The sequence below is a fragment of the Psychrobacter sp. NG254 genome (assembly GCF_015277735.1).
Taxonomy (GTDB): Bacteria; Pseudomonadota; Gammaproteobacteria; order Pseudomonadales; family Moraxellaceae; genus Psychrobacter.
The window spans coordinates 469,240-485,560 of the sequence record NZ_JADHDA010000002.1; the positions used below are offsets into that span (position 1 = coordinate 469,240).

Genomic DNA, 16,321 nt, shown 5'->3' on the forward strand with positions numbered 1-16,321 from the left:
TTACGAGGCTGGTAGACTTTCCATGCCTTCAATACGTGTCACCAAGCCATTATTATCAAAGTAGACCACCAAATGCTGACTAGCATTTTTAACATCAGCAATGCCTTTGCGGCTACCTTCTGTTCCTGCTTTATAATCATAGATATAATCCCAGCGCTTAGGTTCAAGCGTGTCTTTAATCGCTGGGCTACCCAAAATATAAAGCACTTGGTTCTGATTCATACCCACTTGCAGCTTTTGCGCTTGGACTTGAGTAATGGCCGTGCCTTGCGGCAAATCAATCTTATAAACACTCAATAATGAGCAGCCAGACATAGCGACAGTAGCGCTAAGCATACTGGTGATGGCAAGGGTGCGCAATGTACTTGCATGGCTTAACGGACGAAAATTTAATGTCTTTATCATGGTAAGATGACTCATAAGAAATGAATTAGGTGCGGCCGAATCTAGATGGTACGAGTGTGGCCGACAATCTTGGACAAATGATACGTCATTTACTTGCAATTGCCTACCACTTAAGACATTATTTACCAAACACCCTCTAATCGATTGGGTTATTTATATTTTAAATTCATGGGCTTGCATTGAGATAACTTGGAAAATAATAAAAGAAATGCTCGCACAGATTCAGTCGATTTGATAGCGTGAACACATGTGATATTTGTCAAAAAACAAGTATCAGGGATTATTTATCTCATATTTTTTGGGTTTTTATTTATTAAGACTGTTACAGTCAAAAGGAATATTATGGCTTCTTTTACCAATCAAGATTTACGCAGAGCAGGGTTAAAGGTCACGTTACCCCGTATCAAAATTCTAGAGCTGCTTGAAAGCGCAGAACTGCATCATATGAGTGCAGAAGAAGTTTATAAAGCACTGATCGAGCAAGGCGAAGACGTTGGATTAGCGACGGTATATCGTGTACTGACACAGTTCGAGCAAGCGGGTATCGTTGAGCGTCACAACTTTGAAAACAATCTATCTGTGTTTGAGATTACCCAAGAAGAACATCATGACCATCTGGTTTGTGATGTTTGTGGCAAAATTATTGAGTTTCACAATGAGGTGATTGAAGAAGAGCAGCTCAAAGTGGCAGAAAAACATGGCTTTAAACTATCAGGCCATTCATTAGTATTATATGGTATCTGTGCCGATCAAGCCTGTAGAGACAGTGCTAGATAGAGACAGTACTAAATCAACATGTGAAGCCATTTATTTTCCTGATGCTATCTCTCATATGTCTTAAAGTTCTTTTTGTAGCAAAAAGCCCTCATTATTGATAATGAGGGCTTTTTATTATTTTTACTATAAGACTGCGGCAAGCTCAATAGTCTAGCTGACATCTAATGACAAGCTATCAGCACCCTCATCTAAATTGGCATTACCATTTTTGCTGCTCAGTTTAATCTTGAGACGTAAGTCGTTAGGGGAGTCTGCATGCAGAATGGCTTCTTTATAGGTAATCTCTCCTTGCTCATACAAATCAAACAGTGCTTGGTCAAAGGTTTGCATGCCACTATCTCGTGAGCGCGTCATGACGTCTTTGATCTCGTGCACTTCACCTTTGCGGATATAATCACTAATCAGTTGTGAGTTTAATAAGATCTCAATAGCAGCACGTCGACTTTTGCCATCAGGGGCTGGTATCAGCTGCTGAGCAATAATAGCCTGCAAGTTCAATGACAGATCCATAAACAACTGATTGTGACGACTGGTCTCGAAAAAGTGAATGATACGGTCGATCGCTTGGTTGGCATTATTGGCATGGAGAGTGGCAAACACCAAGTGACCGGTTTCTGCATATTGAATCGCATAGCTCATGACCTCACGATTACGAATCTCACCGATTAAGATCACATCAGGGGCTTGGCGTAGAGTATTTTTTAGACCCGCTTCAAATGAATGTGTGTCGATACCGACTTCGCGTTGGGTAATGATACAGCCGCGATGCTTATGGATAAATTCAATGGGGTCTTCTATGGTAATAATATGACCATGAGAGTTTTGGTTGCGATGCCCTATCATGGAGGCTAGCGTCGTCGATTTACCGGTACCTGTTGCCCCGACCAATAAAATAATACCTCGCTTTTTCATGCATAAATCTTTGAGCGACGGCGGTAAGCGTAATTCTTCCATGGTTGGAATTTTGTTTTCGATTTTCCGTAAAATCATACCTGCCATATCACGTTGTATAAAGGCACTGACTCGAAACCGCGCTTGCTGCGCTTCATCAGCGATAGCAAACTGACACTCGTTGGTCTCTTCAAACTCTGTTCTTTGGCTTGGGGTCATGACACCCTTAACCAATCTCATCGTTTGCTCGGCACTCAGAGGCGTTTTACCAACGGGTAAAATTTTTCCATTCACCTTCATGGAAGGTGCTACATCTGCTGTAATAAAAAGGTCAGAACCATTTTTATTGATCATTAGCTGCAATAGTTTATCAATGTCCATATCGTACCTGCATGTGTCGTCAGTCGATCAAAAATGATTTAAAATCGTATTGTGAATAGAAGCAATTAATAGTAAAACACAATCCATTTTGTCTTTTCTAATATTTAAAACGGTCTCTATCTTTGATGCCAATGCTATAAAAACGCTTCAGGCTGCTTGGCATAAGGGCGAGCAACGTCTTTACTAATTGTACCTTTGGCCACCAGGTTTTTGAGGGTTTGGTCGAGCGTGATCATGCCATCGCCTGCACCAGTTTGAATAGCAGAGTACATTTGAGCAATTTTATTTTCACGTATCAAGTTACGGATAGCAGGTGTCCCTAGCATGATTTCGTGCGCTGCCACACGGCCTCCTACTTGACGCTTTAATAGGGTTTGTGAAATAACGGCTTGTAGTGACTCCGACAGCATTGCACGGATCATGTCTTTTTCTGCAGCGGGGAACACGTCGATGACACGGTCAATAGTTTTGGCTGCTGAACTGGTATGTAGCGTGCCAAATACCAAATGTCCTGTTTCAGCTGCTGTCAGTGCCAAGCGAATGGTCTCAAGGTCACGCAGCTCACCCACCAAAATCACATCTGGATCTTCGCGTAGAGCTGAACGTAGAGCTGGTTCAAAGCCTAATGTGTCACGATGGACTTCACGTTGGTTGATCAGGCTCTTTTTGGATTCGTGGACAAACTCAATTGGATCTTCAATGGTCAAAATATGCTCTTTACGGCTCTCATTGATATAATCGATCATGGCAGCAAGCGTGGTTGATTTACCAGACCCTGTTGGACCGGTAACCAGTACCACCCCACGTTTGAAATCCGATACACGTCTGAAAACCTCGCCCATGCCCAAATCTTCCATGGTCAATACTTTGGATGGAATGGTACGAAACACCGCACCTGCACCGCGGTTCTGATTGAAGGCATTGACACGAAAACGTGCCAAATTTGGAATTTCAAAAGAAAAATCCGTCTCAAAAAACTCTTCGAAGTCAGCCCGTTGCTTATCATTCATGATGTCATAAATGAGCTGATGTACCACTTGATGGGTCATTGAAGGCATATTGATACGCGTCATTTCACCATCAACACGAATCATCGCTGGCATGCCGGCTGAAATATGTAAATCTGACGCCTTATGTTTGACCGTAAAACGCAATAAATCTTCGATGCTTAAATTGTTTTTCTCAGACATAATCAGATATTCCTATCAATCAGTAAGGGTAGTACAGAAGCGCACAAGAGCACGTGGTAGACTGTCAATGAACTATTTTGCTAGGCCCAACTTAGTATGGCGAGACCGTGAATACAATGTAGTCTTCACCATTGCTACCACATTTGGTGGCAAATGTTAAACCATGTAACAATATCATAACAAGACTGTAGAGATTTAACCATCTACCATATAGTCAAAATGCAAAATTAGTTTTCGTAAGATTCATGTGTACAAGACAGTATTTACTAGGTATTGATGACATATTGTTGATGAGCAAGTGTTTTTATATATAAAGCGCACTACAACAGAACAGCAAAAAAAATGAATAAATTTTGAGAGTGATACAGATGAAAGACATGACAGAGACAGACAAGAATATCGATAAATTGGCACTTATTGAAAATTGGCAGCAAGTCAAAGAGAAAATGATGCAAGCTTATGAGCAGGCACCTGAGAAAGCGGTTGCCCCTATTGATAACAGAATTTTATTGGCTGTCTCAAAAACCAAGCCTGCTGAGATGTTGGCAATATTAGCAAAAGAGGGGCAGTGCCACTTTGGGGAAAATTATCTACAAGAAGCGATCGAAAAAATCACTACTTTAAAAGTGCAACCCGAAGGCAAAGACATCGTTTGGCATTATATCGGTAGTGTTCAGCGTAATAAAACCCGTGATATTGCCGAGCATTTCGATTGGGTGCAAACACTTGAGCGCGATATTATCGCCAAGCGCCTGAACGACCAGCGTCCAGCTGACTTGCCTCCGCTGAATGTGCTGATTCAGCTGAATATCGACGATGAGGATAGTAAGTCAGGCTGTCTACCGGCTCAGCTACCAGAGCTGATCACTGCGATCAAAGACTATGAGCGCTTACAGCTGCGCGGGCTGATGATTATACCTGCCAAGGCAGATACCGATGCTTTTGCTCGCACCAAAGCGCTGTTTGAGGAGGTCCAAGTGAGCCACCCAGAGCTGAGCACTTGGGATACGCTTAGTATGGGAATGAGTGGTGATATGACAGAGGCAATAGACAATGGCTCGACGATGGTACGTGTTGGCACTGCTATCTTTGGTACACGAAGCTAAGGCGTTTCTTCTTTATGACGTGCTCAATCACATTATGATGAAGAAATGCCTCAGCCTTAAGAGTACTTAAGGGTAGTAAGCGAATAGATACAAAGTTTACTTTCAGTAGACCAAGCTCATAGAGACAGCCTATCCGATCGATGCATCAGATAGGCTCTTCTAATTTGGTTACCAGCATCTGAGTGATTTTGAGATTGTCAGTCGCGATAATCTCAAACCGATAATTGGCATACTCAATAGTATCAGTCTTTTTGGGAATTTTGCGCAGCATATACATCATAAAACCGCTGATGGTTTCATAGTTCTGACTGCGTGGTAAGTCGACAATATCCAATGCGCGAATCACGTCTTCAATAGGAGTCATGCCGTCGATCAGCCAAGAGTTGTCTGTACGCTGGACAATAGGCTGCTCCTCAAGCGTCACAAGCTCTCCCATGACAATACTCATCACATCTTTTAATGTGATAACGCCCACCACTAGGCCATATTCATTGACGATAACCGCAAAATCAGCGCCAGTAGATTTGAACATCTCTAGTACTTCAAACAAAGACAAGGTATCTGGCACAAAGAGCGCTGGCTTTAATAGGGTTTTGTCCGTTAAGCCAACTTCTTGCTGATTTAGAACCAACGCTAAAAAACTTCGAGACTCTACATAACCAACAATATGCTCTAAATCATCATCATGACAGACCAAAAATTTATTGTGTGGTTGCTCAATCATGATTTGAACCACCTCTTCGGTACTGGTCTTGGTATCAAAATACACGATATTCTCTCGTGGATTCATGACTGAGGTGACCGTGCGTTCTTGCATATCAAAGATGTTTTCTATCAAATGATGTTCTTGCTTTTTTATCACACCTGCTTCAGCACCAGCATCCATGACGGCATAAATGTCTTCTGGTGTCATATCGTCTTGGCGAATGGTAGAGATACCAAGCAGTTTAAAGAGGGTGTTCGCGGCTCCATCGAACACCCAGATGACGGGTTTTAACACAAAAATCAATATCATCATTGGGCGCACTAGCCGTACCGCGATGGCTTCACTGTCTGACATGGCCAATCGTCTGGGCATCAGATCGGCCAATAAAGAGAACAGGCTGGTAATGAGCACAAACGATATGACCGAGGCCACGGCTTCACTATTGAACAGTTTTTGTAAATAAGGGCTGATGGCGGATTCGCCCACGGCACCGGCGGAAATAGCGACTGCGTTTAATAAAACCTGTACCACAGTGATGAAGCTACCAGGATGTTCCTGCATTTTTAGGACATCAAAGGCGCGAACATCCCCTTCTTTTGCCATGATCTGTAGCTTGATTTTGCGTCCGGCAGCAATGGCAATCTCAGAAGCAGAAACACAAGCACTTAGTGCAAGCAATAAAATAAGAAAAACACTAGCGGTAAGCAAACTCATGACGTACTCGAAAAAAGAGATAGAAATAATGAAAAGACAAAGGTAATAGTAGAGAGAGAAGTAATAAATGAAAAATATTGAATATCAGAGCATATTAAAGATTGTTAAAGATAAGAACTAAAAAAGCTGGGCAAGCACCCAGCTAATCATGAACATTCGATTTCTTGTAGCACTAGCTAACCAGCACCTACTCACTTCTGACTTATATAAACCTGAGCCAGAGAAGTGAGTAGGCAACTAGAATTTACTAGCACTTAGCCTTTTATTGACCATTTATTAACCAATGGGTAGCGACGTTCGCGACCAAAGGCTTTGTGGCTAATTTTGGTACCGATAGGAGATTGCAGACGTTTATATTCGCTATTGTCCACCATCTTGATGACTTTTTCGACCATTTCTGCATCAAAGCCTTTATCGATAATTTCTTGATAGCCCATATCTCCATCGATATAAGATGCCAAGATACCATCTAAAATATCGTAATCAGGCAGGCTGTCTTGGTCTTTTTGATCAGGGCGTAGCTCAGCTGATGGTGGACGAGTAATGACTCGTTCAGGAATGACAGGCGTGTCCTCTAAACGATTGCGATAGCTTGCCAGTTTGTAAACTTGTGATTTGTACACGTCTTTTAGGACATCGAAACCGCCCGCCATATCACCGTATAGCGTTGAGTAACCAACTGCCAACTCTGACTTATTGCCAGTGGTGATGACCAAATGACCAAATTTATTGGACAGTGCCATCAAAATAACGCCGCGCGCACGTGCTTGAATGTTCTCTTCGGTCGTGTCAGCAGGCGACTTGTTGAATAGTGGCGCTAGCGTATGACGAATGCCCTCGACCGCATCAAAAATAGGACAAACAGTATAAGAGACATTGAGGCGACGCGCCTGTGCTTGGGCATCTTCTAGGCTGATTTGAGACGTATATTCGTACGGCATCATGACCGCATATACTTTGTCAGCGCCTAATGCGTCCACAGCGATACAAAGCGTCAATGCAGAATCAATACCGCCTGATAATCCAACGATGATACCTGAAAATCCTGAATGATTGACATAGTCGCGCAGACCGACGACCAAGGCTTGATACATCTCTGACTCACGGCTTAGGCTGAGAGGCGCTTTGGTTTGGTTGTTGAATTTCGCAGTTTTGACATCCAATGTGGCCAGTAACAGCTGATTCATAAAACGCGGTGCTTCATGTGCGATGCTACCATCGGCTTGTACCGCCATAGAGCCACCATCAAACACCAAATCGTCTTGGCCGCCAACAGCGTTGACATAGACGATAGGCAGTTTGTTTTCGCGGCTACGTTTAGCCAGCATGGTTTTACGACTGTCTTGTTTTTCAATCTCAAAAGGCGAGGCATTTAAGCTGACAATGAGGTCAGCACCTTGTTTTTTGAGCTCAGCAATTGGTGCTTTTTCCCATAAGTCTTCGCAGATGAGTAGGCCGATAGTAATGCCTTTATAATCAAATAAAACTTGATTACGACCTTTGTCAAAATAACGACGCTCATCAAAGACACCATAGTTTGGCAAAATTTGCTTATGGTAAAAACCTTTTTGATGGCCGTTATGAAGGATAGCTGCAGAGTTAAACGTACCATGATGATCGACATGCGGGTAGCCGACAATCATAACGATATCATTGATATCGCTCAGCGTAGACAGGGCGCTTTTGACGCGGCCTGACAGGCTAGGGCGGAGTAATAAGTCTTGAGGAGGATAGCCTAATAGTGCCAATTCTGGAAACACAATGACATCAGCGCCTTGCTCACGGGCCTGTAATGCTAACGTACGCATTTTTTCGACATTGGCGGCAATATCACCGACCAAAAAGTGAGATTGTGCTAAAGCAAAAGTGACGGTGTCTTGTGGTTTATTGGTCTTGCTGGTATCGCTTGACGGGTTTAGATTGGGGTTATCAGTGTCTTTTGACATTGTTATTGTTCCTATCGATATATTATTAAAATGTGGTGGATAAAGTTGGTTAAAGTAAATCCAAAATTGACTCAAAAAACAGCCCTTACAAATCAAGTTCGAATATTGAACCGATGTGATGAGCCTAATACCTGCATACGCTTTTATGTGGTTTTTAAGATGACAGTGTTACGAGTACGGTCTTATAAGTACAATGTTAAAAGTACCATCCTCAAAATGGGTTTTTATAATAGTCTCAAAAACAACAATAAATGAGGGTTTTAGAATACTATCAACCAATATAATGTCTTTACAACAGCGTAAATAAATACGATTAGATAAGCTTGACTACACTGAAAAGCTTAAAATAATGGTTTTAGTATAACATCAATTGTCGAGACAAATAGAACGCACCAGTGAATTCCCTTATAAGATAACAGTTTAATAGTCAGTCATAAAAGCAGTTTTTGTGGCAGTATTTTTACACACCAAATCCATGGATAACAGGCTAGTTATTATTGTCATCATCTAGTAAGCTTGCATAGACAAAGTTGTAAGTAAAGGTTACAACATAGCGTTATATAAGTCGCATACTTTATTGCATAATAAAACGTGATAGCAGCGCTATTTAAGGTATTTACCACTAGCGTTATAAGCTGCCAACCTATGACTACTATTATTTGACGATGCTATGTGATGCTATACGACAAATGATGTGATCACGTCATATGTTCTCACAAATGGATCATATTTTTAGTTATATATTTAGAACCATAAGTTTAAAACCTTATCTTCATAATTTACCACCCTCGTCAGTGGATATCGTTTGCAGGCACGGCCTACAGACTGGTATTCATCGCATATTTGTAAACTGGCCAGTAACGTTATCGTTTGCTGTCCACTCTTGGTTTATACGCTATGATTGAAAACTGGACAAAAGAATTTATCATCCAACGCTTATTGGCAATTACATTACTGATTGCGCTATTTGTACTGTGCTTTCAAGTGGTGCAGTTTTTTATTGTACCGGCACTGTGGGCAGCGATTTTGGCGTATGTTACGTTTCCGATTTATAACTTTTTTCATGAAAAGGTCAAGCTAAGTCCTAATTTTAGTGCGGCTATCATGACGATGAGTATCTCCTTAATAATAGGCGTGCCGCTTGTAATCGGGGTCTTTGTCTTGCAGCAAGAAGCGCTCAGTTTAATCAGTAATTTGGTTTATCGTATCAAAGTGGGATATTTGGATGTGCCTGATTCTGTCAAAGACTTGCCTATTATTGGGCAGCAAGTCAAAGATGTGCTATGGCGAATCAATAAAAACCCTGAAGGGACGTTAGAGGCCTTTCGCCTTTGGGTTCAGTCGCACTTATATTATGGCAAAGTTGCATTCGATGTGGTGTTCAGTAGTTTGGCAAAGCTTGGTATGGCGCTGATGACCCTGTTCTTTTTCTACCGTGATGGTACCAGTTTGGTTCGTCAGATTCGCCAAGCACTGCGCAATATCATTGGCAATCGCATTGATGGCTACATCGACTCTGTCGGTACGACCACGCGTGCTGTGGTATATGGTATTGGACTAACAGCATTGGCACAGGCTCTATTGGCTGGTGTAGGCTACTATTTCGCTAGTGCACCAAGTCCGATTTTATTGACCATTGTGACTTTTATTGTTGCCTTGATTCCATTTGGCACACCATTCGCTTGGGGCGCTATCTCTATTTGGTTAATGAGTCAAGGGCATACCACAGAAGGTATTGGCTTGGCATTATGGGGCGTATTGGTTATCAGTTGGGTTGATAATTTGATTCGTCCTATCGTCATTAGCGGCGCGACCAAAATTCCCTTTATTATTATTTTTATCGGAGTATTGGGCGGCTTGACAGCTTTTGGTTTCGTGGGCTTGTTTATAGGCCCTGTGGTATTGGCTATTGGACTTGCGGTATGGCGTGAGTGGATATCGCAGCACAAAAACGAGATATTCGCTCAGCAAGAAATATTGCTGTCTGATCCTCAGGCGCGGCCGCCATCGAGATCGCGAGAGCGAGAGCCAGAACCAGAACAAAATACCAATGATGTCTGAGCTAGAGTCTGCCAATGACAGGTGCAATGATTGATAACTAATAAAGACGTTGAAATGCTATGAAAGATCAGACTGATATGACCAACGCCATAACCATCGTGGCAGATAGTAATATTGCCAGTTTAGAGGCATTTTTTAATGCCTCAACACTTGGTCAAATGAATGAGCAAACCGTGAATATCATCACGGTGGCGGGTCGAGATATTGATGCAGCATTACTTGCCAAGATACAGCCAAGCATTTTGCTCATACGTTCTGTGACCCCAGTAAACGAAGCGTTGTTGGCTGACAATCGAAGCGTACAGTTTGTCGGTTCTGCGACCATTGGTACCGATCATGTCGATCAAGATTATCTGTCAACCCGTCAGATTACTTTTGCTAATGCTGCGGGCTGTAGCAAGCATTCTGTGGCGCAGTACGTGCTAACGGCTATATTGACGTTACGCCCATACTATTTACAGCAGCCGTTGCCGTCATTGACATTGGGCATCATTGGGCTTGGTAATATCGGCAGTACACTGGCTCAGTATGCTGATGATTTAGGCTGGCAGGTATTGGGCTACGATCCATTATTGCCAAGCTCTAATATTAATAATGCCAGCCTCGAACAAGTCCTGACCCAAAGCGATGTGATCAGCCTGCATGTGCCTCTGACAAATGCAAAAGAGGATAATAATCCTAAAGGTAGTGATTATCCGACCCGACATCTGATTGATGCAAAGACATTGGCAATGATGCCGTCCGATACCATGCTGATCAATAGTGCACGTGGCCCTGTTATTAATGCAAAAGATCTAGCAGTAGATATAGAACGTACTGGGCGTCAAGTGGTGCTAGATGTGTTCGAGCACGAGCCACAAGTTCCAGAAAGCCTACTGTCCAAGCTTGCTATCGCCACGCCGCACATCGCTGGCTATACGCTAGAAGGTAAATTGCGTGGCACGCAAATCATTTATGATGCGCTATGTGAGAAACTGGCCGTTATACCTATGCAGTCTATGCATACGTTATTACCGCTTAACTTATTTCTATGGTCTGAATTAAAAGCGCATCCAGATAGACTGATAAAGTTTTATGACATCATGCAAGATGATGCATCACTGCGAGATAAAGTATCTGGTGAAACACCTGAGCGGCAAGTCAGCGGTGCTGACTTTGATGGGCTAAGACGTACCTATCACCTGCGCCGTGAGTGGCAGTCTTAAGGTGTCAAATACACGGTTCAAGCATTTGCTTTTAGTCATCGATGTTTAGTTATTTACAGCGCATCAGTTGCAGCGAGTTATTATGAGTCAATCAAGCAGTATCCTAAATTCACACGCTAAACCAACGTATGCGCCAACCATGACACTGGCGATGGCGCAGCGCCGTGCACAGTTCATGAGTGAGATACGGCAGTTTTTTGAGCGTCGGCAAGTGTTAGAGGTGCAGACGCCGCTGTTGTCACAAGCGGGCAATACTGATACTTTTTTACAGTCAGTGGCAGCGAAGGTTACTTATCAAGATCGACCACATACTTATTATTTGCATACGTCACCTGAGTTTGCGATGAAACGTTTATTGGCCAGCTGGCAAGTCCCTATTTATCAGATTTGTCCTGTCTTTCGAGACAACGAAATAGGCGTTCGTCACAATATCGAATTTACGATGCTCGAGTGGTATCAGCCACATTACAGCCTAGACGATATGGCCGCTGAGCTGAATGAATTGCTAGAGGCGTTATATGGTCATCCGGTAGTGATGAGTCACTATCGCTATGTCGATGCCTTTATGGACTTTGTGGGAATACATCCACTGACAGCAAATCTGACAGCTTTACAAGCAGTGGCAGAGGATAGGGGGCTGCTAGGATTTGATTTTAATGACATCGATACCAATGCTGGTACGGGTGCCAACACTGAAGAAAATCGCCGCCAAAACTGGTTGGATTTACTGTTTAGCCATGCAGTAGAACCACATTTGGGTCATGATTTGCCAACGCTGATTATAGATTATCCGCCTGCGACAGCCGCATTGGCAAAGACTGCAATAGATAAAGAAGGCAATACAATCGCCAAGCGCTTTGAGCTATATATTAATGGTATTGAGATTGCCAACGCTTATGACGAGCTGACAGATGGTCAGACATTGCGGATACGTTTTGAACAAGACAATCGGTTACGCGCACGTCATAACCTGCCCCAAATGCCTATCGACGAGCATCTGTTGGCAGCATCTGATGATTTACTGCCTGCTAGTGGCATCGCTGTCGGTATTGATAGATTGCTAATGGTCATAACAGGCGCAGGCAGTGTAGAAGAAGTGATTCCTTTCCCTAGTGGCAAGGCGTAATTCGTTAGAAGCTTTCTGTTTTATCTATACCTCTTTTATCCAGAAATTGTTTATCTAAAACTTATTTATATCTAAGACTTATTTATAAATGACTCACTTAGCGACACAATGAATGAGAAAAGGTCGTTACCGATTCGCCAGTTAAGTGTCGGCGAATTGGTAACGACCTTTTATATGAGCAGCTTTTAAAGTTCAATATAAGCAACTAAATACGCAGCTCGATCTTTAATATTGAATTCACTTATACAGTAGCAATTGCCTCACCGATAGCGATATCACCATTATGCAAGTTAAAGACTTTTCCTATGGTGTTATCTGCTGTCAAAACGGCGGCCAATGCAGTTGCAACATCTTCAATGGCGTTTTCACCAGAACTGGTATCGTTGATAGTGATTTTGCCCGTACCTGCACGTTCTTTTAAAGCGCCTGGCTGTACGATAGTGTAGTCAAGCGTGCTGTTGCTTACCAACCAATGATCCGCATAATGCTTAGCGATATAATATTCTTTCAGATCTGCGATGCTAGGGTTGTTTACCCATTTTTCAGTTTCTAGCGAAAAGACAGAGCTGAGCATAATATAGCGTTTGATGCCTTTTTCTTGGGCCGCCTGCATGGTTTTGACAGCGCCATGCAAATCAACGTCGAGCACATTTTTGCCGCCAGAACCGGCAACGAAATAAACGGCGTCTATGTCTTGATCAAGCTGTTTTACGATAGACTCTTTACTAGCTGTGATATCCAAATCCAACTGGCTGTAATGCTTATCCTTAAAAAGTTTTTCTTTTTGACGGGTCGTACCAACCACTTGATGCTCATCAGCCAATAACTGCTTAACCAAATCTGTTCCCACGCGACCACTTGCACCGACTACTAAAATTTTCATAATCATTCCTATTCTTATATAAGTTTATTATTTATAGAAAACTACTATTTGGATTATCAGTTAAGTTAGTTATTAACCTAAGAGTATAAACTCAAAGTAAAAGTATTTATCTCAAAATCTGGATATAGAGTAACAAAAAAATCGGCAGGCTTCGTTATGAAGCGTGCCGATTTAATAGTATTTGGTTATCAGTGTATACGGTTTGCAAGGAGGAAAAATAAGCTAAATATCATTGAGAATAGACGTTAGCATGATAAGGAACCAGATGCAGGATGTCCGGTGTATAGTGTGAACTAGCGCACCAATTTGTTTAATCCATCAGCAAAAGCTTTTTTATCACGGTCACCATAAGGTTTTTGTCCGCTCATTTCTTGTAGCTCTAGTACACCAGTGCCACGCATCGTATCCATAAAATCACGCATATTGAGCTTTTGCTTGATGTTGTTTTTATCATAAACCACACCGCGTGTCGTCAGCACCATCCCCCCTTTGTCCAAAATATCGTTGGCCAAAGGGATGTCGCTAGTAATGGCCAGATCGCCTGCCTGTATCTGCTCAACGATATAGTCATCAGCCTTATCGAACCCTGACGGTACCACTGTCATTACCAATAGTGGCGACTTGCGTAACTTGATTGACTGGTTGGCCACGAATATCGCTACCGTCTTTGTCCGCTCAGCCGTTTTGATAATCAAGTCTTTGGCAATCAATGGTACTGAATCTGCATCCACCCAAATCTGCATTATTTCTTGGCCTTCTCAGGTTTCGATGAAGAAGCTGTCAGGCTATCTTTATTGTCTAGATCATCAGCTGTGGCACTGTTCTTAGCATCGTTTTCTGTCTCGATAGCCGGTGTGCTAGGCTGCAGATTGATGCTAGGATACTCTTTGTCTAGACCCACTTTGTTCGGTAATATCGCCACTAGCTTGGTCATTGATTTTTCCAAATCCATCACGTCATTGGGCATCAAGGTGATATGGCCGATTTTTCGATTGTCACGCTCCGCTTTATGATAACTATGATAGTGAGCACCATCGATGTTTAAAACAGCGCTGATATCTGGATATTGGCCCAAAACGTTCACCATGATTGCAGGATGCACGTTATCTGTATCACCCAATGGCAAGTTGACCACAGCGCGGATATGGTTTTCAAACTGGCTGGTGACAGCGCCTTCAATACTCCAATGTCCAGAGTTATGAACTCGTGGCGCGATTTCATTGGCCAGTAACATATCATGACCACGCGCGTCTTTGGTCACAAACAGCTCAAGTGCCATGACACCCACATAGTCAAGGTGATTCATGACTTTGGTAATGGCATCCGTGGCGTTTTTGAACAGATGGCTAGTACCGACGGCAGGTGCTTGAGTCTTGGCCAAAACGCCATGGTGATGATGATTTTCAACCAGATCATAGCAACGTACCTGACCGTTTTGCCCGCGTGCGGCGATGATAGATACCTCACGGCTAAAGTTTACGAACCCTTCTGCAATCAATGGTGCAGGTGTTGGGGTGAGCGAGCCTTTTCCAGTGACCGCATCTTTAAGGTCTTGCCAAGCAGCTTTAATATCGCTGTCTTGTTTGATGACGAACTGACCTTTACCATCATAGCCGCCGCGGCTGGTTTTTAAGACGATAGGCAATCCTAACTCATCACAAGCTTGTTTCAACTCAGCTTCAGAATTGACAGCCATAAAGGGTACGGTGGCAATATCAAGCGAGTTAAACATCTGCTTTTCTTTTAAGCGATCTTGAGCGATGTCTAGCGCAATTAATGGTGGAAACATGCCTTGTTTGCTACCAGATTTTGATAAGGCAGTAAGTTGTTCAACAGTCGCCGTCGGTGTGTTTTCAAACTCCAAGGTAAAAACATCAGCGGCTTCGATAAATGCTTCTAATTGCTCGCTATGAAACACGCGACCGTATAGGCTGGCAGGGCAGTCGGCACTGTCTTCTAAAAATACACATTGGTAGCCTAGGGGCATGGCTGCTTCGGCAAGCATCATACCAAGCTGACCACCGCCTAAAATACCGATGGTACGAATGGTTTGGGTAACAGGATAAGCGTTTGCTGTAGTCATGGCAGGCTCTTTGAATAAAAGTGAATAAGGTTTTTGTATATTAAAATCTAAAAATCAATGGGTGAAAATAGGAAAAGGTGCACTGTATGCACCTTATATCTAATCGGACTTGCTTAAAAAATACAGTGTGATAGCTTTTATTTTTGGGCTACCAATTTTAAAGACTCTGCTATAAAAGCCGGCCAGTCTATGTGTACCTAGGCGTTAATAATCCCTGGCGTTGGGCTGGCAAGAATGGTCTCTGTCTGAGACTGTCGCATCTGATCTAGCTTAGTAGCAATCGTGTCATCATGCAAGGCTAAGACTTGAATCGCAAGTAGTGCCGCATTGTAAGCACCTGCTGAGCCAATGGCCAATGTGCCAACGGCGACACCTTTAGGCATCTGTACGATAGACAGTAGGCTATCCCAACCGCTAAGCATAGATGACTTTACAGGAACACCAAAGACAGGGAGTGGTGTTTGGCTAGCACACATACCAGGCAGATGCGCCGCACCGCCTGCACCAGCGATGATAACTTGTAGGCCATTGGCTTTTGCATTCTTGGCATAGTCAAACAATCTATCAGGCGTACGATGCGCAGAGACCACCTCGCAATCAAAGGCAATATCAAAATCTGCTAACAACTGCGCGGCAGCGCTCATGGTCGCCCAGTCAGACTGCGAACCCATAATGATGCCAACTTTTGGCTGACCGTTCGGTGATGTGATTGGCGCGTGCTGATCAGTAGCAGTATTTGTGGTGCTCATGATTGGATATCCTCAAAAAGACCATCATACAAAAGTTTTGCTGCATTCGTAAAGCCAAGTTTGATGTTTAATGCATTCGCGTTGCCGATAGAGCAGAT

The 16,321-nt window shown here is 43.0% G+C and carries 14 protein-coding genes; 5 read left to right on the forward strand and 9 right to left on the reverse strand.

Annotated features, from left to right (window positions below; genetic code table 11):
• Positions 1 to 420 (reverse strand): outer membrane protein assembly factor BamE, encoded by a 420-nt coding sequence (locus tag IP510_RS04640; RefSeq protein ID WP_194363601.1) that lies wholly within the window; start codon positions 418 to 420, stop codon positions 1 to 3.
• A 327-nt stretch (positions 421 to 747) separates the two neighbouring features.
• On the opposite strand from IP510_RS04640, the gene fur reads away from it, so the two are divergent.
• A complete protein-coding gene (gene fur / locus IP510_RS04645; protein ID WP_194363602.1) occupies positions 748 to 1,182 on the forward strand; it encodes a ferric iron uptake transcriptional regulator in 435 nt (144 codons plus the stop codon).
• A 150-nt stretch (positions 1,183 to 1,332) separates the two neighbouring features.
• Here fur and IP510_RS04650 read toward each other — a convergent pair whose 3' ends face one another.
• Positions 1,333 to 2,454 carry a PilT/PilU family type 4a pilus ATPase gene (locus IP510_RS04650; RefSeq protein ID WP_194363603.1) on the reverse strand — a complete coding sequence of 374 codons (1,122 nt, stop codon included), beginning with the start codon at positions 2,452 to 2,454 and terminating at the stop codon, positions 1,333 to 1,335.
• Between the two features lie 134 nt (positions 2,455 to 2,588).
• Positions 2,589 to 3,644: a type IV pilus twitching motility protein PilT gene (locus IP510_RS04655; protein WP_194363604.1), complete on the reverse strand. Its 1,056-nt coding sequence runs from the start codon at positions 3,642 to 3,644 to the stop codon at positions 2,589 to 2,591.
• Between the two features lie 368 nt (positions 3,645 to 4,012).
• Between IP510_RS04655 and IP510_RS04660 the strand changes: the two genes are divergently transcribed.
• Positions 4,013 to 4,750 (forward strand): YggS family pyridoxal phosphate-dependent enzyme, encoded by a 738-nt coding sequence (locus IP510_RS04660; RefSeq protein WP_413786451.1) that lies wholly within the window; start codon positions 4,013 to 4,015, stop codon positions 4,748 to 4,750.
• A 145-nt stretch (positions 4,751 to 4,895) separates the two neighbouring features.
• Here IP510_RS04660 and IP510_RS04665 read toward each other — a convergent pair whose 3' ends face one another.
• Both IP510_RS04665 and IP510_RS04670 read right to left on the reverse strand, forming a co-directional pair.
• Entirely contained in the window at positions 4,896 to 6,170 is a 1,275-nt protein-coding gene (locus IP510_RS04665) for a hemolysin family protein (RefSeq protein WP_194363605.1), read from the reverse strand.
• A gap of 254 nt (positions 6,171 to 6,424) precedes the next feature.
• Complete coding sequence (locus IP510_RS04670) at positions 6,425 to 8,116, reverse strand: NAD+ synthase (RefSeq protein WP_194363606.1); 1,692 nt, start codon at positions 8,114 to 8,116, stop codon at positions 6,425 to 6,427.
• An 897-nt stretch (positions 8,117 to 9,013) separates the two neighbouring features.
• Here IP510_RS04670 and IP510_RS04675 point away from each other — a divergent pair.
• The 3 genes from IP510_RS04675 to epmA all read left to right on the forward strand — a co-directional run bounded on the left by IP510_RS04675 (position 9,014) and on the right by epmA (position 12,508).
• Positions 9,014 to 10,177, forward strand: coding sequence for an AI-2E family transporter (locus tag IP510_RS04675; protein ID WP_227669471.1), 1,164 nt, complete (start codon positions 9,014 to 9,016; stop codon positions 10,175 to 10,177).
• A 59-nt stretch (positions 10,178 to 10,236) separates the two neighbouring features.
• Positions 10,237 to 11,382 (forward strand): 4-phosphoerythronate dehydrogenase, encoded by a 1,146-nt coding sequence (locus tag IP510_RS04680; protein ID WP_413786452.1) that lies wholly within the window; start codon positions 10,237 to 10,239, stop codon positions 11,380 to 11,382.
• A gap of 82 nt (positions 11,383 to 11,464) precedes the next feature.
• Positions 11,465 to 12,508 carry an EF-P lysine aminoacylase EpmA gene (gene epmA / locus IP510_RS04685; RefSeq protein WP_194363607.1) on the forward strand — a complete coding sequence of 348 codons (1,044 nt, stop codon included), beginning with the start codon at positions 11,465 to 11,467 and terminating at the stop codon, positions 12,506 to 12,508.
• Between the two features lie 241 nt (positions 12,509 to 12,749).
• Here epmA and IP510_RS04690 read toward each other — a convergent pair whose 3' ends face one another.
• From IP510_RS04690 to purE, 4 genes are all read right to left on the reverse strand, one after another.
• The gene (locus tag IP510_RS04690) at positions 12,750 to 13,391 is read right to left on the reverse strand and encodes an NAD(P)H-binding protein (RefSeq protein ID WP_194363608.1); all 642 of its coding nucleotides are present in this window, start codon (positions 13,389 to 13,391) and stop codon (positions 12,750 to 12,752) included.
• A 293-nt stretch (positions 13,392 to 13,684) separates the two neighbouring features.
• A complete protein-coding gene (locus IP510_RS04695) occupies positions 13,685 to 14,134 on the reverse strand; it encodes a YaiI/YqxD family protein (RefSeq protein WP_194363609.1) in 450 nt (149 codons plus the stop codon).
• On the reverse strand, positions 14,134 to 15,474 hold the full coding sequence (locus IP510_RS04700; protein ID WP_227669473.1) for a 5-(carboxyamino)imidazole ribonucleotide synthase: 1,341 nt from the start codon (positions 15,472 to 15,474) through the stop codon (positions 14,134 to 14,136). Before IP510_RS04700 ends, IP510_RS04695 begins: the two co-directional genes overlap by 1 nt.
• 197 nt (positions 15,475 to 15,671) lie before the next feature.
• Positions 15,672 to 16,223: a 5-(carboxyamino)imidazole ribonucleotide mutase gene (gene purE / locus IP510_RS04705; protein ID WP_194363610.1), complete on the reverse strand. Its 552-nt coding sequence runs from the start codon at positions 16,221 to 16,223 to the stop codon at positions 15,672 to 15,674.
• Positions 16,224 to 16,321 lie beyond the last annotated feature (98 nt).

Excerpts from the sequence above, each read along its gene's own strand:
- epmA (WP_194363607.1), top strand. The coding sequence starts at position 11,465 with ATGAGTCAATCAAGCAGTATCCTAAATTCACACGCTAAACCAACGTAT.
- IP510_RS04660 (WP_413786451.1), top strand. The coding sequence starts at position 4,013 with ATGAAAGACATGACAGAGACAGACAAGAATATCGATAAATTGGCACTT.
- IP510_RS04680 (WP_413786452.1), top strand. The coding sequence starts at position 10,237 with ATGAAAGATCAGACTGATATGACCAACGCCATAACCATCGTGGCAGAT.
- fur (WP_194363602.1), top strand. The coding sequence starts at position 748 with ATGGCTTCTTTTACCAATCAAGATTTACGCAGAGCAGGGTTAAAGGTC.
- IP510_RS04695 (WP_194363609.1), bottom strand. The coding sequence starts at position 14,134 with ATGCAGATTTGGGTGGATGCAGATTCAGTACCATTGATTGCCAAAGAC.
- IP510_RS04640 (WP_194363601.1), bottom strand. The coding sequence starts at position 420 with ATGAGTCATCTTACCATGATAAAGACATTAAATTTTCGTCCGTTAAGC.
- IP510_RS04700 (WP_227669473.1), bottom strand. The coding sequence starts at position 15,474 with ATGACTACAGCAAACGCTTATCCTGTTACCCAAACCATTCGTACCATC.
- IP510_RS04650 (WP_194363603.1), bottom strand. The coding sequence starts at position 2,454 with ATGGACATTGATAAACTATTGCAGCTAATGATCAATAAAAATGGTTCT.
- IP510_RS04675 (WP_227669471.1), top strand. The coding sequence starts at position 9,014 with ATGATTGAAAACTGGACAAAAGAATTTATCATCCAACGCTTATTGGCA.
- purE (WP_194363610.1), bottom strand. The coding sequence starts at position 16,223 with ATGAGCACCACAAATACTGCTACTGATCAGCACGCGCCAATCACATCA.
- IP510_RS04665 (WP_194363605.1), bottom strand. The coding sequence starts at position 6,170 with ATGAGTTTGCTTACCGCTAGTGTTTTTCTTATTTTATTGCTTGCACTA.
- IP510_RS04670 (WP_194363606.1), bottom strand. The coding sequence starts at position 8,116 with ATGTCAAAAGACACTGATAACCCCAATCTAAACCCGTCAAGCGATACC.
- IP510_RS04690 (WP_194363608.1), bottom strand. The coding sequence starts at position 13,391 with ATGAAAATTTTAGTAGTCGGTGCAAGTGGTCGCGTGGGAACAGATTTG.
- IP510_RS04655 (WP_194363604.1), bottom strand. The coding sequence starts at position 3,644 with ATGTCTGAGAAAAACAATTTAAGCATCGAAGATTTATTGCGTTTTACG.